This window comes from Changchengzhania lutea (genome assembly GCF_006974145.1).
In the GTDB taxonomy this organism is placed as follows: domain Bacteria; phylum Bacteroidota; class Bacteroidia; order Flavobacteriales; family Flavobacteriaceae; genus Changchengzhania; species Changchengzhania lutea.
The window spans coordinates 1,479,696-1,505,538 of the sequence record NZ_CP039456.1 but is presented as its reverse complement, the minus strand read 5'-3'; the positions used below and the strand labels follow the sequence as shown (position 1 = coordinate 1,505,538).

The window sequence follows — 25,843 nt, the reverse complement described above, 5'->3', positions numbered from 1 at the left end:
GACATGGCAACAAAAAAAGGCACAAAAACGACTAACGACTTCTCAGCTTATGTGAGGTGGTTTTGGATATTGTTTGTAGGCGGAATAGTCGCAGTATTATTAACATTTTTATTAACCTCGTACTTTGGAGATTTACCAGATCACACCCAATTGGAAAACCCAAATACAAATCTAGCTACAGAAATTATTTCTTCGGATGGAAAAACATTGGGCAAATTTTATTTTAAAGACAATAGAACCCCAGTAGGTTATCAAGAATTACCAAAGCATTTAGTAGATGCGCTTATAGCTACCGAAGATGCGCGTTACCATAGTCATGCAGGAATTGATGCTCGAGGAACCCTAAGAGCTATGGTAACTTTAGGAAAAGATGGAGGAGCGAGTACAATTTCGCAACAATTGGCAAAACAATTATTTACTGGAGAGGCATCAAGAAGTACCTTAGGTAGAATTTCTCAAAAAGTTAAAGAATGGATTATTGCCATACGATTAGAGCGCCAATACACCAAAGAAGAAATTATAGCGCAGTATTTTAATATCTATGATTTTGGAAATAATGGCGATGGCATTCGTTCGGCAGCCAGTATTTATTTTGATAAGGAACCTAGTGATTTAAGCATTAAGGAGTCTGCCATGTTGGTAGGGATGTTTAAGAATTCGTCATTGTACAACCCTAGACCAGACCGTAATCCTGTTGGGGTTAGAAATCGACGTAACGTTGTCCTGGCTCAAATGGAAAAATATGGCTATTTAGATGAAGCTGTTAAAGATTCGCTTCAAAAAACGGAACTTGATTTAAAATACACACCACAATCACATCGTGATGGCATAGCAACCTATTTCAGGGGATATCTTACAGGTTTTATGAAAGACTGGATTAAGGAAAACCCAAAACCAGATGGCTCTAAATACAATTTGTATAATGAAGGATTAAAAATCTATACAACCATAGATTCTCGCATGCAAAAACACGCTGAAGATGCCGTGGAACAGCATATGCCCAAATTGCAGGCGGAATTTTTTCATCAAAATAAACCAGACCGCAATCCTACAGCACCATTTTTAGATCTGGAAATAAGTGAAATTAACAACTTGCTAAGGCGTTCCATGAAACAATCGGAACGTTGGAGGAAGATGAAATATGACTTAAAAAAAGCGGATAAAGACATAGAGGACTCTTTTCAAAAACCGACTCAAATGTCAGTTTTTGCTTGGAAGGATGGTAAGGCTACGGAGATCGATACGATTATGAAACCTATTGATAGTATGCGTTATTACAAATCGTTCTTAAGAACAGGGATGATGTCTATGGATCCTCAAACCGGTCATGTAAAAGCATGGGTTGGTGGCATGAATTACAGACATTTTCAGTATGATATGGTGATGCAGGGAAAAAGACAGATTGGGTCAACATTCAAACCCTTTGTGTATACCGCTGCGATAGATCAACTTCATTTGTCACCATGTGATGAATTACCCGATTCACCGTTCTGTATTGATAAGAATAAATATGGAAACCCAGAAGAATGGTGTCCAAAGAATTCTGGTGGTAGTTATGGTGGGATGCGCACTTTAAAAAACGCATTAGCAAATTCTGTAAATACGGTTACGGCACGACTCATAGACAAAGTGGGTCCGCAAACTGTGGTCGATTTAGCCCAAAAACTGGGTATAGAATCAGATATGCCTCCGGTGCCTTCAATTGCGTTGGGTACACCAGATATTAGTGTTTATGAAATGGTTGGTGCTTATGCTGCATTTGCGAATAAAGGCGTATATACCAAACCTGTAATGGTAACTAGTATTGCTGATAAAAATGGGACTATCCTGTATCAATTTAAGCCAGAAACCCGTGATGTATTAAGCGAAGAAACGGCTTACGTAACAGTGAAGTTAATGGAAGGCGTTACCCAGTCTGGTTCAGGAGCGCGTTTAAGACACAGTTACGCTAAAGATAGAGCAGATTACAAAGAGATCATTACAGGATATCCCTATGGCTTTGATAATCCAATCGCTGGTAAAACAGGTACAACACAAAACCAAAGTGACGGCTGGTTTATGGGGATGGTGCCAAACTTAGTTACAGGGGTATGGGTGGGTGCCGAGGACAGAGCGGCACATTTTAAAACGATTACCTACGGGCAGGGAGCTGCAATGGCCTTACCTATTTGGGGCTTATATATGAAAAGTTGCTATGCTGATGAGGAACTTAACGTTTCGAAAAATGCGTTTGATGTACCTTCAGTATTATCTATAAACGTTAACTGTGCGGATGCTTCAGACGAGGATAATGGTGATGGTGAAGAGGAAGATGTGCCAGATGATTTAGAATTTTAAAATACCCACATAACTTTTGAGTTTTCAAATACTCACAATTATAAGTAAGTCATTCTTTTTTAGAATGGCTTTTTTATTTAAATCCGTTTTTAATATAGTCCTTTTGTTCGTACTTTTAATGCACTAAACTAAAGGTAAACATGATTAATAAAAAGGTAGAGAATGTTCAAGCGGCACTCGATGGCGTTAGTGATGATATGACCCTTATGCTGGGTGGCTTTGGCCTTAGTGGAATTCCCGAAAACGCTATTGCTCAATTGGTGAAACTTGGAGTAACAGGCCTAACCTGTATCTCCAATAATGCGGGTGTAGATGATTTTGGTCTGGGCTTATTACTTCAAAAACATCAAATAAAAAAAATGGTATCGTCTTATGTTGGTGAGAATGATGAATTTGAACGTCAAATGCTCTCTGGGGAATTGGATGTGGAACTCATTCCGCAAGGAACATTAGCTGAACGCTGCAGATCGGCACAATCCGGCTTTCCTGCAATATATACCCCAGCAGGTTATGGCACCGAAGTTGCCGAAGGTAAAGAAACCAGGGAATTTGATGGTAAAATGTATGTGTTAGAGCACGCCTTTAAAGCCGATTTTGCTTTTGTTAAAGCTTGGAAAGGCGATGCCGCAGGGAATTTAGTTTTTAAAGGGACGGCCCGTAATTTTAATCCGAATATGTGCGGCGCTGCAACCATAACCGTGGCTGAGGTTGAAGAATTAGTGCCATTAGGAACACTAAACCCGAATCATATTCATATTCCTGGAATTTTTGTACAGCGCATCTTTCAAGGGGAACGTTATGAAAAACGCATTGAACAACGAACGGTTAGATCAAGAAGTTAAAAATTTAAAGTACTTAAAGTGCTCTTAAGTTCTAACTTTAAAAACTTTAGGCGCTTTTAACTTATAACTTAAAAAAGAATGTTAGATAAAACAGGTATTGCAAAACGCATTGCAAAAGAAGTACAGGATGGATATTACGTTAACCTAGGTATTGGTATTCCAACCTTGGTGGCTAATTATGTGCGTAATGATATTGAAGTCGAATTTCAAAGTGAGAACGGTGTATTAGGCATGGGGCCTTTTCCTTTTGAAGGTGAAGAAGATGCCGATGTGATCAATGCAGGGAAACAAACCATAACCACCTTACCTGGTGCTAGTTTTTTTGATTCTGCTATGAGTTTCGCTATGATTAGAGGCAAACATGTAGATTTAACCATATTAGGAGCTATGGAAGTGGCTGAAAACGGAGATATTGCCAATTGGAAGATTCCTGGAAAAATGGTTAAAGGGATGGGCGGTGCTATGGATTTGGTAGCCAGTGCAGAAAATATTATTGTCGCTATGATGCATACCAACAAAGCTGGGGAATCAAAATTATTAAAGCGATGTTCATTACCACTAACAGGTGTAGGATGCGTGAAAAAAATAGTGACTAATCTTGGTGTTTTAGAAGTCACAGCAAATGGTTTTAAGTTATTGGAGCGTGCCCCAGGAGTTTCTGTAGAAGCTATTAAAAATGCTACTGAAGGCACTTTACTTATCGAAGGCGATATTCCTGAAATGGAAGAATAGCATATGAAAAAACGCACTAAAATCAGTGAAATGTTAAATATAAATGTATTTCATCTATTTTTTATGTTTTTAAACGTGTAATTCATTTTTTTATATCATATTTACTGTCCCCAAATAAGCCAAGTTAAATTATAGATTCCCCAAATCTACCATAAACTTAAAACCTATGAATATTACAGCAAATCTACCTGAACCACCTACAAATGATGAAAGCAGATTAAAAGAAACAGTAAAAGAAAATTTGCAGTTTCTAAAAAGCTTAGTGTATTTAACAAAAAAAATATTCATGCTATAAGCCTCTGGGAATAGCATGAATTAGTTTTTTTGTATACGCTTTTTTTGGATTATTGTATATCACATCTGCATCGTCTAACTCTTCAATTTCACCTTGATTCATCACTAATAATTGATCGGACATATATTTAACTACCGCCAAGTCATGCGATATAAATATATAGGTAAAACCAAAGGTGTCTTTGAGTTCATTGAGCAAGTTCAGTACTTGAGCTTGAACAGAAATATCCAAGGCAGAAACAGACTCATCACAAACAATTAATTTAGGTTGAAGTGCAATAGTTCGTGCAATCCCTATACGTTGTCTTTGCCCTCCTGAAAACTCATGTGGATAGCGGTTAAAGAAATTCTCAGATAAGCCCACGCGATTTAAAATATCAATGGCTTTTTCTTTTCGTTTTTTATCAGAGTTATAAAGCTTATGGACTTTCATAGGTTCCATGATGGCTTCCCCAACAGGGATTCTTGGATTTAATGACGAGTAGGGATCCTGAAAAATAATTTGAATATCCTTTCTTAGGTTACGAATTTTCTTTTTAGATAATTTGGTAATATCAACACCGTTATAAATAATTTTTCCAGCTGTGGCTTTATCTAATTGAAGGATAGCGTTTCCTAGCGTTGATTTTCCGCAGCCAGATTCGCCAACCAATCCCAACGTTTCCCCCTTGTAGAGTTTAAAACTTACATTATTGACAGCCTTAAACCTTGTGGGTTTTGAAAACCATCCAGATTTTGAAATATATTCTTTATCAACATTTATTATTTTCAATAGAGGGGGTTTGCTGTATAGTTTTTCATGTTTACGTTGACGTGCTTCGGAAGTAATAACAGTTTCCGAAAAGGTATCATCTAAATAATCTTGAATGGTAGGCAAGGTTTTTAGACGTGTTTCAAGTGATGGACGAGAATGAATTAGTGCCTTCGTGTAATTATCTTGTGGGTTTGTAAATATATCTAAAACGCCACCTTCTTCAACAATTTTGCCTTTATACATCACCAAGACGCGATTGGCAATTTCAGATATTAAAGCTAAATCGTGGGTTATAAAAATAACGCTCATACCGGTTTCTGTCTGTAATTGCTTCAACAAAATAATAATCTCCTTTTGCACAGTTACATCTAGTGCTGTGGTTGGCTCATCGGCAATTAAAATATCTGGTTTACAGGCGATAGCCATAGCAATCATAACGCGCTGTTTTTGTCCGCCCGAAATTTCATGGGGATAGGCATCGTAAACACGTTGGGCATGGGGTAGTTTCACTTTTTCAAAGAGCAACAAGGTTTCTTCTATGACTTCTTTTTTAGTCAAATTAGAATGCCTCAATAAAATTTCATCCACTTGTTTTCCGCAAGACATAGATGGGTTTAATGAGCTCATAGGCTCTTGGAATATCATGGCGATTTTATTGCCCCTGATATTTTGAAATGCTTGGTTTGAAAGTGCGGTTAAATCTTGGTTATCGTACAAAATGTGTCCTGATGCTATTTTGGACACATGTTTTGGAAGCAAGCCCAAAATAGCTAAGGAAGAGATCGATTTACCAGAGCCAGATTCGCCTACAATGCCCAACGTTTCATTTTTATAGAGTTGATAAGATATATTATGAATGACCTTATTGTCACCAAATGAAACACTTAGGTTTTCAACTTTTAAAATAGTTTTTTCTTCCATTTATACATGAATAATTTCATCACCCTCTAAAAGCGCATCGCCTCTTAATCTTAAGAATATTTGTGCCACGGCAATGGTATCTTTTTCGCAATAAACAATAATGCGATCTACTTCATTTTCTTCGTAGTATACCCTATATACTTCGCTGCCATCAATATCATCTTTAGGCGATGGGATGCCTAGAACATTCGTTAATAACTTTAAAGAGGTATAGGTTTTATAGTCTCCAAATTTCCATAATTCTAAAGTATCTAGATGTGGAACCTCCCATGGTTTTTTGCCAAACAAGTTCAGTTTATAAGGCAATTTGATATGATGAATAATCATGCGGCGTGCTATATATGGAAAGTCAAATTCCTTTCCATTGTGGGCACAAAGCAAATGTTTGGTCTCGTTAAAGTGCGACATTAACAAGTTTTTGAAATCCTTTAAGATTTTAATTTCATCGCCATAAAACGAAGTGACCCTAAACATTCTAGTGTCACCCTGAAAGGTAAAGTAGCCCACAGATATGCATACTATTTTACCAAATTCGGCCCAAATACCAGCGCGCTCATAAAATTCTTCAGCTGTAATATCGTCTTTCCTCTGATATTTTGATTTGTGCTCCCAGAGCGTTTGTTTTGTGTCATCTAAATCAGAAAAATATTGAGTTTCTGGAACGGTTTCAATATCCAGGAATAAGATGTTTTCAAGATTTAGTTTTGAAATCATTCTTCTAACATGTTATAAGCCTCTTCAATATAAGTGGATATGTCTGCAGTAAATGCCCCCACTTGCTTATTGCTTCCTTTGGAATGCCCTAAACGGACAATAATAATATTATCATTTGGCTCCACGATAACGTACTGTCCTAAATGTCCGCGCATCATAAAAAACTGTTTGTCATTAATACGTTTTAACCACCAACCATAGCCATATTCTGGACTTTCAGGAAATCGTGGTTTTAGGGATTTCGCCACAAAGGATGAATCTAAAATTTGCTTACCTTTCCATTTACCATGGTCTTTATATAATTTCCCAAAACGCGCAAAATCTTTAGCATTACTGGCAATGCAACAGTAGGCTTTAACTAAATCGTGGGCTTCGCTGTCTACTTGCCATAATGTTTGATTTTCACTTCCAAGAGGTTTCCAAAAACTTTCGGTTAAGTAATCATACATTTTTTTACCGGTCGCCTTTTCAATAACCATGGCGAGCATCTGCGTATCTCCACTGGAGTATTTGAATTTCCCCCCAGGTTGTTCAACCGCTTTTAAGCCCAACATCACTTTTTCTAAATCATCATCAAAATAAGCACGGGTAGTGATGGATAGTGGCGAATAATAAGCCTCATCCCAATTGGTTCCTGATGCCATGCTTGATAAATCACCAACCGTCATTTTAGCCGCTAAACCTTCGCAAAATGTTGGAAGGAAATCGCAAACCGGTTGATTTAGACTTTTTATATAACCCTCTTGAATAGCTTTCCCTAAAAGTCCTGAAACATAGCTTTTGGCCATCGAGAAGGAATTTGATTTTGAATCTTCTGAAAACCCATCATAATAGTTTTCAAACCAAATACTGTCATTTTTTATAATGACGAAAGCAACAGTTCCGTTAGATTTATTTATGTCATTAAGCGCTTCTGTTTCTTTAGCAATATTATAATCTTTGTGATTTGGCCAAGGTTGGGGTGTGGCATTTTTAATAATTTGATTATCAAATTCTTTATAATCTTGTAAAAATGCGGTGGTGTGTCCTTTTAAATATATCGTTCTCACAGCTTTAATTAAATAATCGGTATCTGTGATGTAGAGTATGATGATTAATAAGCCAAATATTATAGCAATCCCTTTTATGAGGTTTTTTAAAAAATTCATTTGTAAACGTTTAGTTAAATTAAATATAGGAAATATTTGATTTATTTATAAGTAGAAATAGAATAAAGGTGATTTAAAATAACGATTGCTGCTTATAGGGGCTTTCATGTTCCAACAACCATTGCTTTCTATGTAGGCCACCTGCATAACCAGTTAAACTGCCGTCACTGCCAATAACACGGTGACAGGGCACAATAATCCATAACGGGTTTTTGCCATTGGCATTAGCTACGGCACGAATAGCTTTTACATTACCAAGATGTTTAGACAGTTCTAAGTATGATGTTGTTTTTCCGTATGGAATTTGCGCTAATTGCGTCCAAACTCCTTTCTGAAACTCGGTCCCCTGCGGATTTAACTTAAGGTCGAATTGCTCTCGCGTTCCTTCAAAATATTCTTGAAGCTGCATCACGCAATCCTCTAGTGTTATTGGAATGATATCTGTGGCTATTTCTTCCGAATTTAATATTGTTATAGCACTAATACCATCTTCATTTCCTGTGATTTTAGTAAACCCTAAAGGTGAAGATATGATACAGCTTTCCATTAGTTGATGTCTTTAGTTTCAATGATGCCTAGTCTTTTGGCCCGTGCTTCCCAATTTTTTCTGGCTTGCACTTGTAAGTCTGAAACATTATCGCTTTCATCCATTATTTCCAACCCTAACAAAGTTTCAATAACATCTTCCATCGTTACCAAACCACTAACAGATCCGTATTCATCAACGACTAAAGCCATATGGTTACGGCTTTCAACCAGTTGTTCGAATAAATTTGGAATCGGTAAATTTCGATCCACTATAATAATATCTCGTTTTAACTCTGATAATTTTTTTAAATTATTATCAAGCGCCATTTCTTTAAAAATTTCATCTTTTAGAACCAGCCCTTTTATGTTGTCTGAAGACTCTTCGTATATGGGAATTCTTGAAAAGCGAAGGTTGAGGTTTTTATTAAAAAAATCTTCAACAGTCGTATTTTGGTCTTCCGCTTGCATAACTGTGCGTGGGGTCATCACGTCTTTGGCAAACACCTCTTTAAAGGTGAGCAGGTTTCTTATAATTTTACTTTCATTTTCTTGAAACACCCCTTCTTCATGAGCCATATCTGCCATGACTAAAAACCCTTCCCGACTCAGTACACTGCCATGACCTTTTCCTCCAATAAGTTTTGTGGTGAGTTGCAACAGCCATAAAATACCTGAATATTTTAAAGGAAAGATTAAAATTACTAAAGCTTTCGAGGTGAAATTGGCTAACTTTTTCCAATAGGTAGCCCCAATGGTTTTTGGTATTATTTCTGAAGCCACTAAAATTAGAAATGTCATAATGGCTGAAACCACGCCAACAGTATTTATTCCAAAAAGTTCGATTTTATACGGTAGCTTTTCCGCTTCAATACCCACCATCATTGCTCCCAAAGTATGAGCAATGGTGTTTAATGTCAAGATAGCAATTAAAGGTTTGTCGACGTCCTTTTTTAAAGTTTCCAAAGTCAATGCGTAATCTTTTCCTTCTTGTTTTTTTACATTAATAAACGTTGGTGTTACACTTAGCAAAACGGCCTCAAGAATGGAACACAAAAAAGAAAAGAATATAGAAATAGCTGCCCAGAAAAGTAATGTACTCATTAAAAATAATTTTTGTTGTGCTAATTTACAAAACTCTTATCTATAAAATGATGGATTTAAGACTAAGCTTATTTTAAGCCTTTTAACGCTTTAGAGTAAAGTGCTCTTTAAACTCACGCTCGATGTTGTTATCGTCTTTATAAATAATTTTGAACCAATAATCTGAACTTGGCAATACTTTACCATTACATGTACCATCCCACCCTCTTGCATTGGGGTTGAGCTGTTTTAATAGTTTACCATACCTATCAAAAATGTAAATTATTGGTTGAATTAGGGCATTTATACCAATAATTTGCCAATAGTCATTATATCCGTCATTATTAGGGGTAAAAACTTTCATGTAGTCAATAAGTAATTTTTCGACATTAACAGTGCCACAACCTTTTACATCAATAATTTGAAACGTATGGTATCCAGATTTTAAGTTAGTGAATTGATTGGATTGTTGCGTAGCACCATCATCCACGGAAAAAACATATTCCCCATAACCGCTAGCAGTAATGTCTACAGTATGGTTTTCAGAAAACGGTACAGACGTCACCACCACGTCTAGCAATTGCGGAGGGCCAGAAGGGTATACGGTGGCCTCTTTGATGTAATTACATCCCGTTTCTATTATGGTAGCTGTCACAGCATAATCGCCGTCACTGGTAACAGTTAATTGGCTTGACGATTCCCCCGGAATTTGCACGCCCTCGAAAAACCATTCAAAATTATGTGTGGCATCCGATAAACCTGTATAAAGAATAGGTAATTGATAGTCTAGATTAACAGTATCGTCACTGTTTAAACAAATCAAAGTGTCGTCAATATCAAAAACCGGGGGAAGGTTTATTGTGATTGTAAATGGTAAGTATGAATAACATCCGGATCCGTTATGGGTTTTTTTAGCATAGAGCACATAGGTAACCTCACCCATTGCTGTGTAATCTGATGCGTTAAGAACAACATCGCTTATAGCGTCTTCTTCGGTATTATGGTAACTCACTATATACGTTGAGGCTGAATCTGAACCAAGAACAAAATCATCTAAAATCGATAAATCAATTTGGGTGATGTGGTCATAATCCTCGTCGCAATAAAACTGATTCGGTATTTGATAGGAGGTTGGGGTTACAGGACCAATTATTTTAACGATTTCCTTACTTGTTGTAATGCATTCATATTGTTCTAAGACAAAGTCGGTATAGACCCCAGATAATAAATCACTAAAAATAATTTCACCGTAAGAATTGGCAATTATATCTTGAGGTTCGTTAAGGATGCCATGATGACTGAATTCAATAGCATAACTTGTAAGCGGTGTTAATCCTGAAAATACAAGTTCACCTTCAGGGTTTGCACAACTTGTATAATCTCTTTTATTTATAGTGAAGTTTGGTGGCTCAGGATCTCTTAATTCAAAGACTGTATTAATGGTTGTATCACAACCTGAAAAATTTAATGCCACATTAGAATACGAGCCTGCATCTAAGTTGGTTATTTCAACAACACCATCACTATCTGCGATATAGTTTTCTTCAGGGACTAAAACGCCATCATCAACATAACTAATACCATACGACACCCCTTCGGTTAAACCAGAAAATATAAGTTTACCATCTTGTCCGTCACATATGCTTGGGTTGTCCTGAATAGCATTTACAATGAATGGGACAAATGATTCATCAACCTCTTCCAATATATAATAGTAAGTAAATCTAATAGATTCGTTCGGCGGAATGTCGCCTAAATTAAATGCAATAGAAATGGCCTCATCAACATTGTTTGTTATCGAGCCTTCTGTATTCGTGAAGCCAGAACCGTTCCATACATCACTTGCAGACCTATTATTAAAACCACCAAAACAGACTCTGGCTTTATCATTTTTAGCATATAAACTCACATTAGAGCCATCCATATCTTGAGGTGTAGAGAGCGCGTCTTGTGAGGCAGTGACCAGACAAGTTTGATCTGTTACGGAACTCGCTTGAGAAATAAGCTCCATATTTGTCTCGTAACGTGAGCTGAGCGTTACATTATTATCTGGATCTACGTTGTGCATAAAAAAGATATTGGATTTTGCAGTATCAGATAGGTTTTTAATAAATGTAGTCATTTGAATAAAAAGTCCATCTTGGGTAATACTGTAATATCTTTTGATATTGAGTCCTTCTACATTGCCTTCCCATGAAATTTGCGCAATATTTTCAAAACAATCTGAGGATATGACATTAACACCAGAAATTTTTCCAGGAATTTGCGATACATCAATCCCATTATTATTGTTGTAATTCACACCGTTTATTTCAATAGCAAAACCCTCTTCAGGATCACCAGGTGAGAAAAAATCACCATCATAGTCTACCCATCCGTCATCCAGCGGATTTGCGATAAAGCCAAATAGGTTATTGTCAGTTTCTCTATTATTATGAAAAGAAACCGGCTTATTTAATGTATTCGCACCATACACACCTTTTGAGTTAATACCAATTTCTACCAAATTACCTTTGACCCAGCCTTCATTAGAAATTAAATGCGCTTCCAATTGCGCAAAACCATATTGGACAGAAATAAAGAATAAGAAAAAAAATAAGTAGGATTTAATCATCGAAATTGTAGGCTAATAATCACAATGATAAAAATTTATTATGAAAGAATATACAAATAAGCGATAAAAATCTAAATAATTAGCTTAACAACATCCTTGGCAAAATAGCTCGCAATAATGTCTGCCCCCGCTCTTTTAATCGCTGTAATCTGTTCCATCATAACCGCATCGTGGTCTAACCAGCCTTTTTCGGCAGCAGCCTTTAGCATAGCATATTCACCAGACACTTGATAGACCGCAACTGGCACATCCACCTCATTTTTAATTTCCCTCACGATATCTAAATAACACAAGCCAGGTTTAATCATCACTATGTCGGCACCTTCATCAATATCCATGTGGGTTTCTTTAAGTGCTTCAAACCGGTTGGCATAATCCATTTGATAGGTTTTTTTATCTTTTGGAATATCCACCAGATCTACAGGCGCAGAATCCAGAGCATCACGAAACGGGCCGTAAAATGCTGAGGCATATTTTGCAGAATAACTCATGATACCTGTATTGATAAATCCTTCATTTTCCAAAGCCTCACGAATAGAAAGTATACGTCCGTCCATCATATCGCTGGGTGCCACAAAATCAGCTCCAGCCTGAGCATGTGAAACGCTCATTTCTGCCAATATACTGGCAGTTTCATCATTTAAAATTTGTCCGTTTTCAATGATTCCATCATGCCCGTAAGCGGAATAAGGATCTAGTGCCACATCGGTCATGACCAGCATATCTGGGCATGCGTTTTTTACGGTTTTGATGGCGCGTTGCATCAAGCCGTTTGGGTTTAAGGCTTCGGTGCCTTTGTTGTCTTTTAAATCATCTGGCACTTTCACGAAAAGCAATACCGATTTTAAGCCGAGGTTCCAAAGGTCTTTAACTTCCTTTTCAAGCAAATCCAAACTATATCGATAGTAGTTGGGCATGGATGGAATCTCATCTTTCACGCCCTTGCCTTCTACCACAAAAAGCGGCACAAGAAAATCGTTTGGTGAAATAATGGTTTCTCTAACTAAAGAACGAATGGCTTCATTGGTTCTTAATCTTCGGTTTCTTCTTAAAGGGAACATATTTTATATTTTAAACCTACAAGGTTGTCAAAACCTTGCAGGTTGTTACGTTTATTTGTTTATCCAATCTACAGGGTTTTTTAATACCTCTAAAAGTTTTGCTTCCTCACTTCCAGCTTCTGGATGATGGTCATATACCCATTGCACATGTGGTGGCAAACTCATAAGAATACTTTCTATACGTCCGTTGGTTTTTAAACCGAATAGTGTGCCTTTATCGTGCACTAAATTGAATTCTACATAGCGTCCGCGACGGATTTCTTGCCAATTGCGCTGTGCTTTGGTATATGCTAAGTCTTTTCTTTTTTCTACTATAGGCACATAGGCTTCAAGGAAACTGTCGCCGACTTCGGTTACAAAGTTATACCAATTTTCCATAGTCATATGTTCAGAAGCTTTGCAATAATCAAAAAAGAGACCACCTATGCCTCGACCTTCATGTCGGTGCGTGTTGTAAAAGTACTCATCACAACGTTTTTTGTAATTTGGATAAAAGTCAGAATTATGCTTGTCGCAAGCTGTTTTGCAGGTTTGGTGAAAATGAATAGCATCTTCTTCAAACAGATAATAAGGTGTTAAATCTTGCCCACCACCAAACCAAGAAGCCCCTCCCGACCTCCCCGAAGGGGAGGAGCCATCTTTTTCATCGTAAATTTCAAAGTAGCGCCAATTGGCATGCACTGTGGGAACCATTGGGTTTTTAGGGTGTAATACGAGGCTTAATCCGCAAGCGAAAAAATCAACGTCACCAACTTTAAAATAGGCTTGCATAGATTTAGGTAACTTCCCATGCACTCCTGAGATATTAACGCCGCCTTTTTCAAAAACATTGCCGTTTTCGATAACGCGTGTACGTCCGCCACCGCCTTCGGGACGTTGCCACAAATCTTCTTGAAATTTAGCTTTACCATCTACAATTTCTAATCTTGAGGTGATGGTATCTTGTAATTCTTGTATGTATTTATAGAATTTATCTTTGACTGAAAAACCTACAAGGTCTTTGAGACCTTGCAGGTTAAGCTTCTCGTTTTGTCCTGAGGTTTCTTGTCCTGCAAGGTTTTCAAAATCTTGTAGGTCTAAACCTAAGTTGTTTGTTTGTTTGTGCACAATTTCAAAATTAGCTATTGAATCAAAAAGTCTAAGAATTTCATTTTTAGACAATAATTTATTGTTGTTATTTTCTTCAGATAGATACTGGCTATAAGATGAAAACTTATAATCCTCAGCAAACTTGGAAATATTATGATTTACAGGATTATTATGTGTGTAAATAATAACATTTTTTAAGTAATCCTCATTAAGTATTCTTTTTCTTTTAAAATTTTTTTCAAACAAGCTTCCAGTCCTAATCTGCTGCTTGTTAAATGCCTTAGCATAGGCATTGAAAAGATTTGAAAAAGCTTGAGTGGCCAACGCACCTCCTTCATTTATTTTAACAACTAAATGAAAATGATTATTCATTAAACAGTATGCAATGACATCGACCTTTTTTGCTAAATGTTCCTCAATTAATTTTAGAAAATAAGCCATATTATCTTCTGTTTTGAAAATAACAGCGCTATTTATACCTCGATTGAAAATATGATAATAATGGTCTTTTTCTATTTTTTCCAATGCCATTTTATTACTGTTTTCTTTGTTTCTAAGACCTGTCAGGCCTGGTTCATTATCATCACTGTTCAAATTCATGGTACAGTTCATAAAGTTCCATGTCTAAAGGTTTTGATCCTATAGGAGTGAATTCGTTTTTAAGTGTTTTTATCCAAGTAAAATTATTGTTTTTAGCCACTTGGATACTGGCAAGGTTATCTTTATACACAATAATTTGAAGTCTTTTAAGCCCCAAATCATTAAAAGCGTAATCAGATAGTAGATGAATCGCTTTGGCGGTAATCCCTTTGCCTGTGTAGGGGTAGCCAATGCAATACGCGAACTCACCTTGTTTGGTCGTGCAATCAATTTCTTTAATATAGACCAATCCAACGATTTCTGAGGTTTCAATCGTTTTGATTGTAAAGAGATATTCTTCTTCTAATTCGAATTGTTTCACCTTTTTTTCAACAAATTTTTTTGATAATTCTGGGGTTAAGTTTTGTTTTAAGGTATTAGGAAAATACGTTTTTAATCGATCTTCATTCGAAATTATAAAATTACAGACCTTCCAAGCATCACTTGATTTTATAGGCGATATGTGGTAGGCATCAAAATTCACCTGCTTTCTAGATTATCAATTTCTAGAGACTCAACTGTTTTTAAGGTAGCCGCAGTGACCGATAATGGCAATACCAAAATAACTCCAATCACAGGAATTATCAAGAACAACATAAATACAATACCATTCCCAATAGCAATTCCTTTGTGCTTTTTTACAAAATTCACACTTTGGCGATATTTAAAGTGTCGCTCCAAAGTATAATCCATATTACCAAAACCCGCGTAATACGCTTGGACTAGAAACAATAATATGGTTGAAAAAATGTTGATTACAGGGATGAATTTTAAAAGTAGAATTGGGATTGTGAAAAGTAATTCTAATAAAAGGTTTCTAACATTAATACGGATGCCACGATACAGTTGCTCTGAAAAAGAGGTTTTTCTATGATCTGCATTTAGATTACCGGTGATGTATTTTTCAATTTTCTCTGAAACCGGACTCATAAACGGCGCCGATAAAGCCATAATTATGTGCTTATATAAAATGAGGCCGATGACTATAACCATTAGTGCGCCAAGGATGGTGCCGAAGACAGAAAAAGTATCCTTCCCCCATTCCCAAACCCAAGCTTTAGAAATAAAAGTGCCGATGTTATCTGAAAAGGCATATGCTGAAACACCTATTGTGGATGCCGTAATGACACTAATTACCATAGGAACAGCAAAATATTTCCAGAGTTTTAGTTTTGAAATTAAACTAAAAGCTCCGAAATAGGCTTTGATCCCTAATGTGATATTTTTAATCATAAATCCTCTCCTAGCTCTATTCCTCTCCCCAGCCCTCTCCGAAGGAGAGGGAGTTTGAGTCGTATTTATATTAAACTTTCGTCAAAATGTCAAACTTTTAGAGTGCTATTTTGCCATAACAGTTTCTCCCCCTGGGGGAGATTAAGAGGGGCTATACTCTTTAACAGCATCTATAAATGCCTTGGCATGATCTAATGGAATATTAGGTAAAATACCATGGCCTAAATTTACAATGTATTTGTCTTTCCCAAATTCGTTAATCATTTGGTGTACCATTTTCTTTATTTCTGATGGTGGTGAAAACAACCGAGTCGGGTCAAAATTACCTTGAAGCGTAATATTACCACCAGTTAAATAACGTGCATTTCTAGGAGAACAAGTCCAATCTACGCCCAGGGCAGCGGCACCGGATTTTGCCATATCATTTAAGGCAAACCAGCAGCCTTTACCAAATGCAATTACAGGGGCATCGTCTTTTAAAGCATCAATAATTTGTTGAATATATTGCCATGAAAATTCTTGATAATCGACAGGAGAGAGCATCCCACCCCAAGAATCGAATACTTGTACGGCATCGCAACCTGCTTTCACCTTTTCTTTTAAATAGGCAATCGTGGTATCGGTTATTTTTTGAAGTAATTGATGTGCAGCGATAGGATTTGTAAAACAAAATTCTTTGGCTTTATCAAAATTCTTACTGCCTTGACCTTGTACACAGTAGCATAAAATAGTCCAAGGGGATCCCGAAAAACCTATTAATGGAATGTCATTATTCAGTTTTTCTTTGGTGGCTTTTATAGCTTGATACACATAATCCAGTTCCACCTTAACATCAGGAACGATGACTTTGTCAACATCTTTTTGCGAACGAACAGGGTTTGGTAAATACGGTCCAAAATTGGGTTTCATTTGTACCTCGATGTTCATAGCTTGCGGAATTACCAAAATATCACAAAATAAAATGGCGGCATCCATACCGTATCTTCTTATGGGTTGCACAGTAATCTCACTTGCTAACTCAGGCGTGCGACAACGTGTAAAAAAATCGTACTTTTCTTTAATGGCCATAAATTCTGGCAAGTAGCGTCCGGCTTGACGCATCATCCAAACGGGTGGACGGCTTACGGTTTCTCCTTTTAATGCTCTTAAAAATAAATCGTTTTTAATCATATCTAGCATTTGGCTGTTTGCCTTTGGCTTTTAGTTCAGGCTTATCAGCTATTTTTTATTTTATTAATTAAACTGTTTATCATTCTGCCTTCTTTTTGAATTAAATTAAAAATGACTTTGAGTTCTTCTGGTTCTATAAATTCAAGTTCTTGAGCTATTATGAGTTGCGTCTCAACCTCAAATAATGATCCGATTGCAATTTCTAAAAAGCGCTTAAATTCAACTTCACTATTTCTACTGCATTCTTCTGCAATATTTGATGGCACAGAAACAGATGCTCTTGTTATTTGACTTCTTAAACCAAACTTTTCTTCTGAAGGCATTTTATCTGATAATAGATATACTTGCTTTACAAGCTCAATTCCGTTTTTTCAAATTTCAAGTTTTCTAAAGTCTCTCATTTCACTAGCTTTTGGCAGTTAGCCCTTTGCTATTTGCTCTTCATAACAGTGGCGCAAACGGCATAGGGCTAATAGCTAAAAGCCATTATATATAATACTCATTTACTAATTCAATCACACTTTCAACAGTTGGCACTTTAGCAATCCTCACATCCTTAAAATGCTTACTTGCTTCATTAGCCGTTGTTTCTCCTATGCAAAATGCAATCACTTCAGCATCATTCTTCTGAACAAAACCTTCAACAGTTGATGGACTATAAAACATCACACTTTCTACGGAATCATCTACTTTTATGCCGTCGTATTTTGTTTGATATGCTTCAACTTCATTTACCTTGATGTGATTTTCAGCCAAAATAGTTGGTAAAGCATCCAAGCGAATGTCGCTACAAAAATAAGTGACTTCGGTGCCTTCAATAAAATCGACTAAATACTCGGCAAGCCTTTTTGCATTATTTTCAAAATGGGTGACTTTTCCGATTCTTTTTTCAATAAGACGTTTGGTTCTTCGACCAACACAGTAAATATTCTTAAATTGAAGTTCTACAGCAGAGTAATTAGTTATTAATGATTCCACCACATTTTTACTAGTAATCACTACATTTTGAATTTCATTTTTTAAGAAACGCGGATGAATCCGATTCAAACTTATTTTGATAAAATCTGAGCTATCAGCGACTACTTTTTCATGAAATAAAAGACGTTGATCTTCGGTAAACGATTTTGTAGAGTACACATTGGTTTTTTTGTCTGATTGCCTGATGATGTCCATCAGTCGTTTTCCGCCACGTTCAATAATAAAATCAGCACAATATTGAGCCAAGTCATTATGTTCGCCTAATTTTTTAACCCTAGTAACATCAATTTTTTTTGTGCCATCCACACTTAATAGAACCCCTTTAAAATTAACCTCTTCATCTTTAATGTATGCCAATGCGCCTATTGGAGCCGTACACCCACCTTCTAGTTTATTTAGGAACTCGCGCTCAATAGTAGTGCAAATTTCAGTCTCTTCGTGATTTAATTCTGCACAGGCAGTTCTTGTTTCCTCATCGTCTTCTAAAGCCGTAATCATAATGGCGCCTTGTGCAGGCGCAGGAATCATCCAATCTAAATTAATAGCCTCCTCGGGCCTTATCCCGATTCTTCCAATACCAGCAGCGGCGAAAATAGCGCCATTCCAATCTTCATGGCCCTCTAATTTCTGTAAGCGGGAATTTACGTTACCCCTTAAATCGACTATAGTATGTGTTGGAAATCTGTTTAACCACTGGGCACGTCTTCGTAAGCTACCAGTGGCCACAATAGCCTCTTTGGCACCTAAAAATTCTTCATTATCCTTAAATACGAGCGTGTCATTAACGTTGCCCCGTTTTAAAACGGCTGCTTGCACAATGCCTTTTGGTAGCACCGTTGGTACGTCTTTTAAAGAATGGACGGCAATATCAATATCATGATTTAACATGGCAATATCCAAGGTCCTGGTAAAGATACCGGTTATTCCAAGTTCGTAAAGTGGTTTGTCCAGAACTAAATCGCCCGTGGATTTTACAGGAACAATGGTTGTTTTATGCCCTAAATGCTCAAGTTGACTTTGTACTATTTTTGCTTGCCATAGTGCTAATTCACTATCGCGTGTACCAATTCTAATAATTTTAGACATTTTTAGTTGAAGGTTCTAACTGAAACACTTGCTTTATAAGTTCTAGACTATCGTCTGTAGAAATATTGTCATCTTTTAAATGATGTGCAAAATGATTGGTTATTTTTTGAATAATATTAGTGCTAATTATTTCGGCCTGAGCTTCGTTAAAATCAGACAACTTTTTACGCTGAGTATCTAATTCTGCAATTGCAAAATTATTTAACTTATGTTTCAATGCCTTTATCGTTGGAGCAAATTTTCTGGTTTCCAACCAGCTATTAAAATCTGATTTTACCTCTTCAATAATAGTTTCAGCTAAAGGAATATGTGCTTTTCTAGCAGATAATGTGCTGTCTGTTATTTGTGATAAATGGTCGAGGTGCACTAAAGAAACATTGCTTAATTCTTCAACATTCTCATGAACGTTTTTAGGAATGGAAAGGTCTAAGATAAGTAGTGGCTTATGGGTTTGAATTAGGTGCTTGTCTATAGTAGGACGTTGCGCTCCGGTAGCTACGATTAAGATGTCAGAATGGCTTATCTCTTCTTGTAAATTACCATAATCTTTAACAATTAAATTAAATTTTCCGGCAATTTTTTGTGCTTTATCCTTAGTTCTATTAATGAGTGTAATATGCTCGTTTTTAGTATGTTTCACTAAGTTTTCGCAAGTGTTTCTTCCTATTTTTCCCGTTCCAAACAGTAAAATATTCTTGCTGGAAATATCTTCAATATTTTTAAAAATATACTGAACAGAAGCAAAGGATACCGAGGTGGCGCCCGAAGAGATGTTGGTCTCTGTCTTAATACGTTTGCTTGCCTGAATAACGGCATTGACCAATCGTTCTGTAAAATGATTGAGCAAACCGTGTTTTTTTGATATTCTTGCACTGGTTTTTAACTGACTTATAATTTCAAAATCACCAAGAATTTGGCTGTCTAACCCAGAGCCCACACGAAACATGTGCGCAATGGCATCTTTGTTTTTATATATATAGGCGACCTCTTGAAATTCCTCTACCGTACCTCTGGTATTATCACAAAGTAATTGAATTAATTGAAAAGGATGCTGTGCAAAACCATATATTTCAGTACGATTGCACGTAGATGTTACTACCAAGCTTTCAATATCATTCTCTTTGGCTTGGTTAAGAACCGCCAATTTTGACGCTTCGTCTAAACTAAAGCGACCTCTAATATCGGCATCTGCTTTTTTATAGCTTAAACCAATAGCATAAAAATAATGACTTCGAGAAATATTATACTTCTGCATGATAATACTTGAAATTATGAAACAAAAATAGAACTGATGTGAAGCAAAAAAGTAACGCTCAAAGAACTTTTAGTATCGTTTGTGGTTTTTTAACCTTATTTTTTCTAATTATATGATAAATGTCATATTTTTGCAGTGAATTGGGCGGGTTTTCAATAATCAATTTAGAACCAATCTAAATAAAATTCATATGAAAGAAGAAATCACAATTAACAAAAGTGTCGCTAAAAGGGCGTTTGATGAAACCAAGGTTGACGATGGGTTTTTTGTGCTTACCTATAAAAATGAATTAAGTGATTTACAATCTGTTGCAAAAGAGATAGATAGTGATTATATTCAGTTTCATTTCTGTGTGAAAGGCTCTAGTCAATTTGTTTTTAATGCCGGCAGATACCGATTGGATATTCTTGAAGAAAACTCATTATTGCTTTATAACCCGCAACGTGATCTTCCAATTTGTTTGGACATCAATCCGCAATCTTGGATGGTTTCTATATTGATATCTATCAAAAAATTTCATGGTTTATTTTCTCAAGAAGCCGATTATATTTCATTTTTAAATCAAGACAATAAGGATAAAAAATATTATAAGGATGGGAATATTTCGCCATCTATGGCCATTGTTCTAAACCAGCTTATAAATTATAACTTAAATTCCAGCATCAAAAACCTATATTACAAAGGCAAAGCCTACGAACTTTTGAGCTTGTATTTTAATAGAAGCGAAGAGGCCGATATTGAGCAATGTCCGTTTTTAGTTGACGAAACGAATGTTATAAAAATAAGGAAGGCTAAAGAGATTATTATTGCAAGAATGGCAGAACCACCAAGTTTACAAGAACTTGCTGATGAGATAGGATTAAATATTAAAAAGCTAAAAGAAGGCTTTAAGCAGATTTATGGAGATTCCGTTTTTAGTTTTCTATTTGATTATAAAATGGAGGTAGCTCGAAAATTATTAGAAGCAGGTAATGATAATGTCAATGAAGTCGGCCATAAAGTGGGCTACAGCACCTCCAGTCATTTTATCGCAGCGTTTAAAAAGAAATATGGCACAACGCCTAAAAAATATGTCATGTCATTGACGCAACAACAATTGTAGCTTGTATATGAACTATTTAACGCCTGAAATTGCAGCATTAGAGAAAAACACGAACACCAATTCTCTAGTTCGTCCAACTATTTCCTGTGGTATTTTTCAAGATAGCTGTTATAATGAATCATCTCGAAATAATATTGCCAAACAAAAAGCACTAGGATCTTATTTAGGGCTTAAAAAATAAAAATTGTAAATGAAAAAAGGAATTTTACTAGTTAATCTGGGTTCGCCCGATAGTCCAGAGTCCAAGGACGTAAAAAAATATTTAGGTGAGTTTTTGATGGATGAACGTGTTATTGATGTGCCACTTTGGGCACGAAATTTACTGGTTAAGGGTATTATTTTAAACACACGACCAAAGGCTTCCGCGAAAGCGTACAAAAAAATATGGTGGGAAGAAGGATCTCCACTTATTGTATTGTCCGAACGCCTTCAAAAAAAGCTTCAAAAGCAGGTGGAAGAGCCTGTAGCACTAGCTATGCGCTATGGAAACATGACCATCAAAAAAGGCTTACAAGAATTGGTAGACCAAGGTGTTGATGAGGTATTGCTATTTCCATTATATCCGCAGTTTGCCATGGCAACCACTGAAACTATTGTGGTTTTGGCCGAAGAGATTCGTCAAGAACATTTTCCTAATATAAAAATTGAATCGGTTCCTGCGTTTTACAATAAACCGGATTATATTAAAGTGCTTTCCAATTCGATAAAATCACATTTAGATGGAAAAAATTATGAGCATTTATTATTCTCATATCATGGGGTTCCAGAGCGCCATATCCGGAAAAGTGATATCACAAAATCGCATTGTAAAATTGATGGAAGTTGTTGTAAAACACCATCTAAAGCACATGAATTTTGTTATAGACATCAATGTTATGAGGTGACTCGATTGGTTGCTGAACATCTGCAATTTAAGGAAGGTACATTTTCAACATCATTTCAATCGCGTTTAGGTTTTGACCCCTGGTTGCAACCCTATACAGATAGAACTATTGAACGTTTGGGTAAGGAAGGTGTCAAAAATATGGCCATTGTAACGCCCGCATTTGTAAGCGATTGCTTGGAAACGCTGGAGGAAATTGCTATGGAAGGCCAAGAAATTTTTCATGAAATGGGTGGTAATCAATTTACGACAGTACCATGCCTGAATGATGACTCCGATTGGGTTGCATTGCTTTCAAAATGGATACATGAATGGGTAGACTCTAAAACCTTAGTGGTATAATGGCGAAAATTTTATCGCAGGATTTAGGCACGCAACCTATTGGCAAATTACTTATAAGGCAGGCAGTTCCGGCTTCTATTGGGATATTAGTAATGTCATTAAACATCCTAATAGACACTATTTTTGTTGGCCAATGGATTGGTTCTACTGCTATAGCCGCCATTAATGTGGTACTTCCCGTATCGTTTTTTATTGCTGCCCTTGGGATGGCCATTGGTATTGGAGGTTCCTCAATAATTTCCAGGGCACTGGGGGCAAAAAATAAAGGGAAAGCACTAAAAACCTTTGGAAACCAAATTACGCTAACGGTATTGCTTACCATACTTATGGTCATTTTCGGCTTATGGTTTGCCGAGTCTATCGTCCCGACATTTGGAGGGAAAGGGGCTATTTTAGAACCTGCAAAAATTTATTACACCATCGTGCTTTATGGCATTCCGTTCTTGGCACTTTGTATGATGGGAAACACGGTAATTAGAGCCGAAGGCAAACCAAAGTTTGCGATGTATGCCATGATGATACCGTCTGTAGGGAACCTTATTTTAGATTATATTTTCATCATAGTATTGGATTTAGGAATGGAAGGTGCCGCTTGGGCAACCACGGGGTCTTACTTACTGTGTTTTGTTTTTATATTGTGGTTTTTCTTATCGAAGCATTCGGAATTAAAGATAAACAGATGCCATTTCGGATTAAACAGATCCCTTGTTTCAGAAATAAGTTCATTGGGTTTTGTAACGCTGGCAAGACAAGCGGTTGTAAGTATTACCTATTTATTTATGAATAATATTTTATACGATTTAGGTGGCGAATCTTCGGTTACAGCCTATGCTATTGTTGGCAGGATGCTTATGTTTGCCCTTTTTCCCGTGTACGGAATAACCCAAGGGTTTTTACCTATTGCAGGCTTTAATTATGGCTCTGAACACTATGACCGTGTTAAGGAAGCCATTTATACAGCTATTAAATATGCTGCAGGTTTGGCTACATTAGTATTTGTTTTACTTATGGTTTTCCCCGATGTTATCACGAGATTATTTACCACAGATATTGAAGTTCTAAAAGAAACGCCTCCCGCCATGCGCTGGGTATTTTTGGCAACACCTATTATTGCCATACAGCTTATTGGAGCAGCTTATTTTCAAGCCATAGGTAAAGCAAAACCAGCATTATTGTTAACCTTAACAAGACAGGGTTTCTTCTTTATTCCACTTATATTTATACTGCCAAATTTTTATGGTGAATTGGGGGTTTGGATATCATTTCCAATTGCAGATGTCCTTGCCACTTTAGTAACCGGCTATTTTCTTTATAGGGAAATTAATAGAAATCTAAAACCAGCATTGCGCTCAAACACCTAAATTATTAGCGATGGAATACTACCAATACATAAAATCCTTTCACCTCATTTTTGTAATTACTTGGTTCGCAGGTTTGTTCTACATTCCCAGACTTTTTGTATATCAAATTGAAGCTTTTCACAAGCCATCACCAGATAAAGAGATTCTTGGTAATCAACTCAAGCTTATGGCTAAACGCCTGTGGTTTATTATCACTTGGCCTTCTGCTATATTAGCAACGGTATTCGCTATTTGGCTACTTATTCTGCAACCATTTTGGCTTCAACAACCTTGGATGCACGTAAAATTAGCCTTTGTAGTTTTACTGATAATGTATCACCTAAAAACACATCAGTATTACAAACAATTGCAAAACGATGTGGTTAAAAAATCTTCAAGTTTTATGCGGATTTGGAATGAAGGCGCTACGTTTATCTTATTTGCAGTGGTCTTTTTGGTGGTGTTAAAAAGTGCCATCAATTGGGTTTGGGGTGTGGTTGGTCTTATCATTTTAGGGGTTCTTGTTATGTTAGGTTTCAAAGTGTATAAATCTATCCGTTCTAAAAACCCTGATGCTTATTAATAAGAGCATAAATTAGTTCTTATTCTGAAAATTTTACGTATCTTTATTGTATGAAAACAAAGGTGAAGAAGCGTAAGAACCAAGATGCCCAAGAGGAAACACGGTTGCGTGTGGCCGATTATCTCCGCAAGAAATTGGGCACCCAGAGACAGGCCGCCGAGATTTTTGGTATCACCGAGCGTTCGGTAAACAAGATATGGGCGCGGTACAGGGCCGGCGGCAAGCGCGCGCTGTGCAGCAGGAAACGTGGTGTGCAGGGCGGCATGAAACTCAAGAAGGACCAGGCCCATAAGGTGCGGGAACTTATCAGGGAAAAACTTCCCGAGCAGTTGAAGCTCCCCTTCGGACTTTGGACAAGGGAAGCCGTACAGCAGCTGATATCGCAGAAGTTCGGCGTCGAGCTGTCGCGCTGGCAGGTAGGGCGCTACCTGAAAAAATGGGGGTACACTCCCCAAAAGCCCATAAGAAAGGCGTTCGAGCAAAAGCCGGAAAACGTACGGAAATGGCTGGAGGAAGAATATCCGGCGATAGAAAAAAGGGCAAAGGCAGAAAGAGCGATAATATACTTTGGGGACGAGACGGGCTGCAGGAGCGACCACCAGGCAGGCAAGAGCTATGCCCCTAAAGGAAAAACGCCTATAATAAAGGCAACGGGGAAAAGATACACGGTCAATATGATCTCCGCAATAAGCAACAGGGGGCATCTGCAGTTCATGTTGATGGAGAAGGGCTTCAACAGCGAGGTCTTTAAGATGTTCTTGCTACTGATGATAAAGTATAGCAATAAAAAGATATTTTTCATTACCGATAACCATCCCGCCCACAAGACCATCAAACTTGACCAATGGCTAGAGGAGAACAATGATAAGATCGAAGTATTGTTCATCCCGCCCTATTCCCCGGAACTGAATCCCCAGGAATACGTCAACCAAGATCTGAAGACCAATATTATCGGCAAGAAAAGGGCGATCAACAAGGAACAGCTAAAGGAAAATATCAATGATTTTATGAACAAAAGAAAAAAGGACAAACCACAAGTGAAAAAATATTTTCATCACAGACACGCCAGATATGCTGCCTGACAATCTTATAAGAACTAAATAACCTAACGATTAATA

The 25,843-nt window shown here is 36.9% G+C and carries 23 protein-coding genes; 9 read left to right on the top strand and 14 right to left on the bottom strand.

The features are described 5' to 3' along the window. The first annotated feature begins 3 nt into the window (after nucleotides 1–3). The 3 genes from FAF07_RS06985 to FAF07_RS06975 all read left to right on the top strand — a co-directional run bounded on the left by FAF07_RS06985 (nucleotide 4) and on the right by FAF07_RS06975 (nucleotide 3,911). Nucleotides 4–2,337, top strand: a complete 2,334-nt coding sequence (locus tag FAF07_RS06985) for a penicillin-binding protein 1A (RefSeq protein WP_142786560.1) — start codon at nucleotides 4–6, stop codon at nucleotides 2,335–2,337. Nucleotides 2,338–2,477: 140 nt separating this feature from the next. Next, entirely contained in the window at nucleotides 2,478–3,179 is a 702-nt protein-coding gene (locus FAF07_RS06980; RefSeq protein WP_142784422.1) for a CoA transferase subunit A, read from the top strand. A gap of 78 nt (nucleotides 3,180–3,257) precedes the next feature. Further along, entirely contained in the window at nucleotides 3,258–3,911 is a 654-nt protein-coding gene (locus FAF07_RS06975; RefSeq protein ID WP_142784421.1) for a 3-oxoacid CoA-transferase subunit B, read from the top strand. Between the two features lie 289 nt (nucleotides 3,912–4,200). On the opposite strand, the gene FAF07_RS06970 is transcribed toward FAF07_RS06975, so the two are convergent. The 14 genes from FAF07_RS06970 to hemA all read right to left on the bottom strand — a co-directional run bounded on the left by FAF07_RS06970 (nucleotide 4,201) and on the right by hemA (nucleotide 20,475). Then, a complete protein-coding gene (locus FAF07_RS06970; protein WP_142784420.1) occupies nucleotides 4,201–5,880 on the bottom strand; it encodes an ABC transporter ATP-binding protein in 1,680 nt (559 codons plus the stop codon). Further along, on the bottom strand, nucleotides 5,881–6,594 hold the full coding sequence (locus FAF07_RS06965; protein ID WP_142784419.1) for a 3'-5' exonuclease: 714 nt from the start codon (nucleotides 6,592–6,594) through the stop codon (nucleotides 5,881–5,883). Next, nucleotides 6,591–7,742 (bottom strand): serine hydrolase domain-containing protein, encoded by a 1,152-nt coding sequence (locus FAF07_RS06960; protein WP_142784418.1) that lies wholly within the window; start codon nucleotides 7,740–7,742, stop codon nucleotides 6,591–6,593. Before FAF07_RS06960 ends, FAF07_RS06965 begins: the two co-directional genes overlap by 4 nt. Nucleotides 7,743–7,815: 73 nt before the next feature. Further along, on the bottom strand, nucleotides 7,816–8,289 hold the full coding sequence (locus tag FAF07_RS06955) for a methylated-DNA--[protein]-cysteine S-methyltransferase (protein WP_142784417.1): 474 nt from the start codon (nucleotides 8,287–8,289) through the stop codon (nucleotides 7,816–7,818). Beyond that, the gene (locus FAF07_RS06950; protein ID WP_142784416.1) at nucleotides 8,289–9,371 is read right to left on the bottom strand and encodes a CNNM domain-containing protein; all 1,083 of its coding nucleotides are present in this window, start codon (nucleotides 9,369–9,371) and stop codon (nucleotides 8,289–8,291) included. Before FAF07_RS06950 ends, FAF07_RS06955 begins: the two co-directional genes overlap by 1 nt. 82 nt (nucleotides 9,372–9,453) lie before the next feature. Further along, the gene (locus FAF07_RS06945) at nucleotides 9,454–11,964 is read right to left on the bottom strand and encodes a T9SS type B sorting domain-containing protein (protein WP_142784415.1); all 2,511 of its coding nucleotides are present in this window, start codon (nucleotides 11,962–11,964) and stop codon (nucleotides 9,454–9,456) included. A gap of 71 nt (nucleotides 11,965–12,035) precedes the next feature. After that, nucleotides 12,036–13,025 carry a porphobilinogen synthase gene (gene hemB / locus FAF07_RS06940; protein ID WP_142784414.1) on the bottom strand — a complete coding sequence of 330 codons (990 nt, stop codon included), beginning with the start codon at nucleotides 13,023–13,025 and terminating at the stop codon, nucleotides 12,036–12,038. A gap of 51 nt (nucleotides 13,026–13,076) precedes the next feature. Then, nucleotides 13,077–14,039 (bottom strand): oxygen-dependent coproporphyrinogen oxidase, encoded by a 963-nt coding sequence (gene hemF, locus FAF07_RS18840; protein ID WP_246067821.1) that lies wholly within the window; start codon nucleotides 14,037–14,039, stop codon nucleotides 13,077–13,079. 658 nt (nucleotides 14,040–14,697) lie between these two features. Further along, nucleotides 14,698–15,237, bottom strand: coding sequence for a GNAT family N-acetyltransferase (locus FAF07_RS06930; protein ID WP_142784412.1), 540 nt, complete (start codon nucleotides 15,235–15,237; stop codon nucleotides 14,698–14,700). Beyond that, a complete protein-coding gene (locus tag FAF07_RS06925) occupies nucleotides 15,234–15,986 on the bottom strand; it encodes an EI24 domain-containing protein (protein ID WP_142784411.1) in 753 nt (250 codons plus the stop codon). The genes FAF07_RS06930 and FAF07_RS06925 overlap by 4 nt, the downstream gene beginning before the upstream one ends. A gap of 141 nt (nucleotides 15,987–16,127) precedes the next feature. Continuing rightward, nucleotides 16,128–17,156 (bottom strand): uroporphyrinogen decarboxylase, encoded by a 1,029-nt coding sequence (hemE, locus tag FAF07_RS06920; protein WP_142784410.1) that lies wholly within the window; start codon nucleotides 17,154–17,156, stop codon nucleotides 16,128–16,130. Nucleotides 17,157–17,200: 44 nt separating this feature from the next. Beyond that, complete coding sequence (locus FAF07_RS06915) at nucleotides 17,201–17,479, bottom strand: four helix bundle protein (RefSeq protein ID WP_246067797.1); 279 nt, start codon at nucleotides 17,477–17,479, stop codon at nucleotides 17,201–17,203. 163 nt (nucleotides 17,480–17,642) lie between these two features. Further along, a complete protein-coding gene (hemC, locus tag FAF07_RS06910) occupies nucleotides 17,643–19,220 on the bottom strand; it encodes a hydroxymethylbilane synthase (RefSeq protein ID WP_142784409.1) in 1,578 nt (525 codons plus the stop codon). Continuing rightward, entirely contained in the window at nucleotides 19,213–20,475 is a 1,263-nt protein-coding gene (gene hemA / locus FAF07_RS06905) for a glutamyl-tRNA reductase (RefSeq protein WP_142784408.1), read from the bottom strand. Before hemA ends, hemC begins: the two co-directional genes overlap by 8 nt. Before the next feature lie 190 nt (nucleotides 20,476–20,665). Between hemA and FAF07_RS06900 the strand changes: the two genes are divergently transcribed. From FAF07_RS06900 to FAF07_RS06880, 6 genes are read left to right on the top strand one after another with little or no spacing between them, the layout of a single operon-like run. Continuing rightward, a complete protein-coding gene (locus FAF07_RS06900; RefSeq protein WP_142784407.1) occupies nucleotides 20,666–21,577 on the top strand; it encodes an AraC family transcriptional regulator in 912 nt (303 codons plus the stop codon). 7 nt (nucleotides 21,578–21,584) lie between these two features. Continuing rightward, nucleotides 21,585–21,758 carry a hypothetical protein gene (locus tag FAF07_RS18520; protein WP_185956537.1) on the top strand — a complete coding sequence of 58 codons (174 nt, stop codon included), beginning with the start codon at nucleotides 21,585–21,587 and terminating at the stop codon, nucleotides 21,756–21,758. 9 nt (nucleotides 21,759–21,767) lie between these two features. Further along, nucleotides 21,768–22,802, top strand: a complete 1,035-nt coding sequence (gene hemH, locus FAF07_RS06895; RefSeq protein WP_142784406.1) for a ferrochelatase — start codon at nucleotides 21,768–21,770, stop codon at nucleotides 22,800–22,802. Continuing rightward, entirely contained in the window at nucleotides 22,802–24,163 is a 1,362-nt protein-coding gene (locus FAF07_RS06890; RefSeq protein ID WP_142784405.1) for an MATE family efflux transporter, read from the top strand. Before hemH ends, FAF07_RS06890 begins: the two co-directional genes overlap by 1 nt. Nucleotides 24,164–24,173: 10 nt before the next feature. After that, nucleotides 24,174–24,725, top strand: a complete 552-nt coding sequence (locus FAF07_RS06885) for a CopD family protein (protein WP_142784404.1) — start codon at nucleotides 24,174–24,176, stop codon at nucleotides 24,723–24,725. Between the two features lie 50 nt (nucleotides 24,726–24,775). After that, nucleotides 24,776–25,807 (top strand): IS630 family transposase, encoded by a 1,032-nt coding sequence (locus FAF07_RS06880; protein ID WP_142784028.1) that lies wholly within the window; start codon nucleotides 24,776–24,778, stop codon nucleotides 25,805–25,807. The last annotated feature ends 36 nt before the right edge of the window (nucleotides 25,808–25,843 follow it).

What these genes read in the sequence shown, in the direction of transcription:
- FAF07_RS06985 (WP_142786560.1), top strand. Translation starts at nt 4, where the DNA reads ATGGCAACAAAAAAAGGCACAAAAACGACTAACGACTTCTCAGCTTAT.
- FAF07_RS06980 (WP_142784422.1), top strand. Translation starts at nt 2,478, where the DNA reads ATGATTAATAAAAAGGTAGAGAATGTTCAAGCGGCACTCGATGGCGTT.
- FAF07_RS06975 (WP_142784421.1), top strand. Translation starts at nt 3,258, where the DNA reads ATGTTAGATAAAACAGGTATTGCAAAACGCATTGCAAAAGAAGTACAG.
- FAF07_RS06970 (WP_142784420.1), bottom strand. Translation starts at nt 5,880, where the DNA reads ATGGAAGAAAAAACTATTTTAAAAGTTGAAAACCTAAGTGTTTCATTT.
- FAF07_RS06965 (WP_142784419.1), bottom strand. Translation starts at nt 6,594, where the DNA reads ATGATTTCAAAACTAAATCTTGAAAACATCTTATTCCTGGATATTGAA.
- FAF07_RS06960 (WP_142784418.1), bottom strand. Translation starts at nt 7,742, where the DNA reads ATGAATTTTTTAAAAAACCTCATAAAAGGGATTGCTATAATATTTGGC.
- FAF07_RS06955 (WP_142784417.1), bottom strand. Translation starts at nt 8,289, where the DNA reads ATGGAAAGCTGTATCATATCTTCACCTTTAGGGTTTACTAAAATCACA.
- FAF07_RS06950 (WP_142784416.1), bottom strand. Translation starts at nt 9,371, where the DNA reads ATGAGTACATTACTTTTCTGGGCAGCTATTTCTATATTCTTTTCTTTT.
- FAF07_RS06945 (WP_142784415.1), bottom strand. Translation starts at nt 11,964, where the DNA reads ATGATTAAATCCTACTTATTTTTTTTCTTATTCTTTATTTCTGTCCAA.
- hemB (WP_142784414.1), bottom strand. Translation starts at nt 13,025, where the DNA reads ATGTTCCCTTTAAGAAGAAACCGAAGATTAAGAACCAATGAAGCCATT.
- FAF07_RS06925 (WP_142784411.1), bottom strand. Translation starts at nt 15,986, where the DNA reads ATGATTAAAAATATCACATTAGGGATCAAAGCCTATTTCGGAGCTTTT.
- hemE (WP_142784410.1), bottom strand. Translation starts at nt 17,156, where the DNA reads ATGATTAAAAACGATTTATTTTTAAGAGCATTAAAAGGAGAAACCGTA.
- FAF07_RS06915 (WP_246067797.1), bottom strand. Translation starts at nt 17,479, where the DNA reads ATGCCTTCAGAAGAAAAGTTTGGTTTAAGAAGTCAAATAACAAGAGCA.
- hemC (WP_142784409.1), bottom strand. Translation starts at nt 19,220, where the DNA reads ATGTCTAAAATTATTAGAATTGGTACACGCGATAGTGAATTAGCACTA.
- hemA (WP_142784408.1), bottom strand. Translation starts at nt 20,475, where the DNA reads ATGCAGAAGTATAATATTTCTCGAAGTCATTATTTTTATGCTATTGGT.
- FAF07_RS06900 (WP_142784407.1), top strand. Translation starts at nt 20,666, where the DNA reads ATGAAAGAAGAAATCACAATTAACAAAAGTGTCGCTAAAAGGGCGTTT.
- FAF07_RS18520 (WP_185956537.1), top strand. Translation starts at nt 21,585, where the DNA reads ATGAACTATTTAACGCCTGAAATTGCAGCATTAGAGAAAAACACGAAC.
- hemH (WP_142784406.1), top strand. Translation starts at nt 21,768, where the DNA reads ATGAAAAAAGGAATTTTACTAGTTAATCTGGGTTCGCCCGATAGTCCA.
- FAF07_RS06890 (WP_142784405.1), top strand. Translation starts at nt 22,802, where the DNA reads ATGGCGAAAATTTTATCGCAGGATTTAGGCACGCAACCTATTGGCAAA.
- FAF07_RS06885 (WP_142784404.1), top strand. Translation starts at nt 24,174, where the DNA reads ATGGAATACTACCAATACATAAAATCCTTTCACCTCATTTTTGTAATT.
- FAF07_RS06880 (WP_142784028.1), top strand. Translation starts at nt 24,776, where the DNA reads ATGAAAACAAAGGTGAAGAAGCGTAAGAACCAAGATGCCCAAGAGGAA.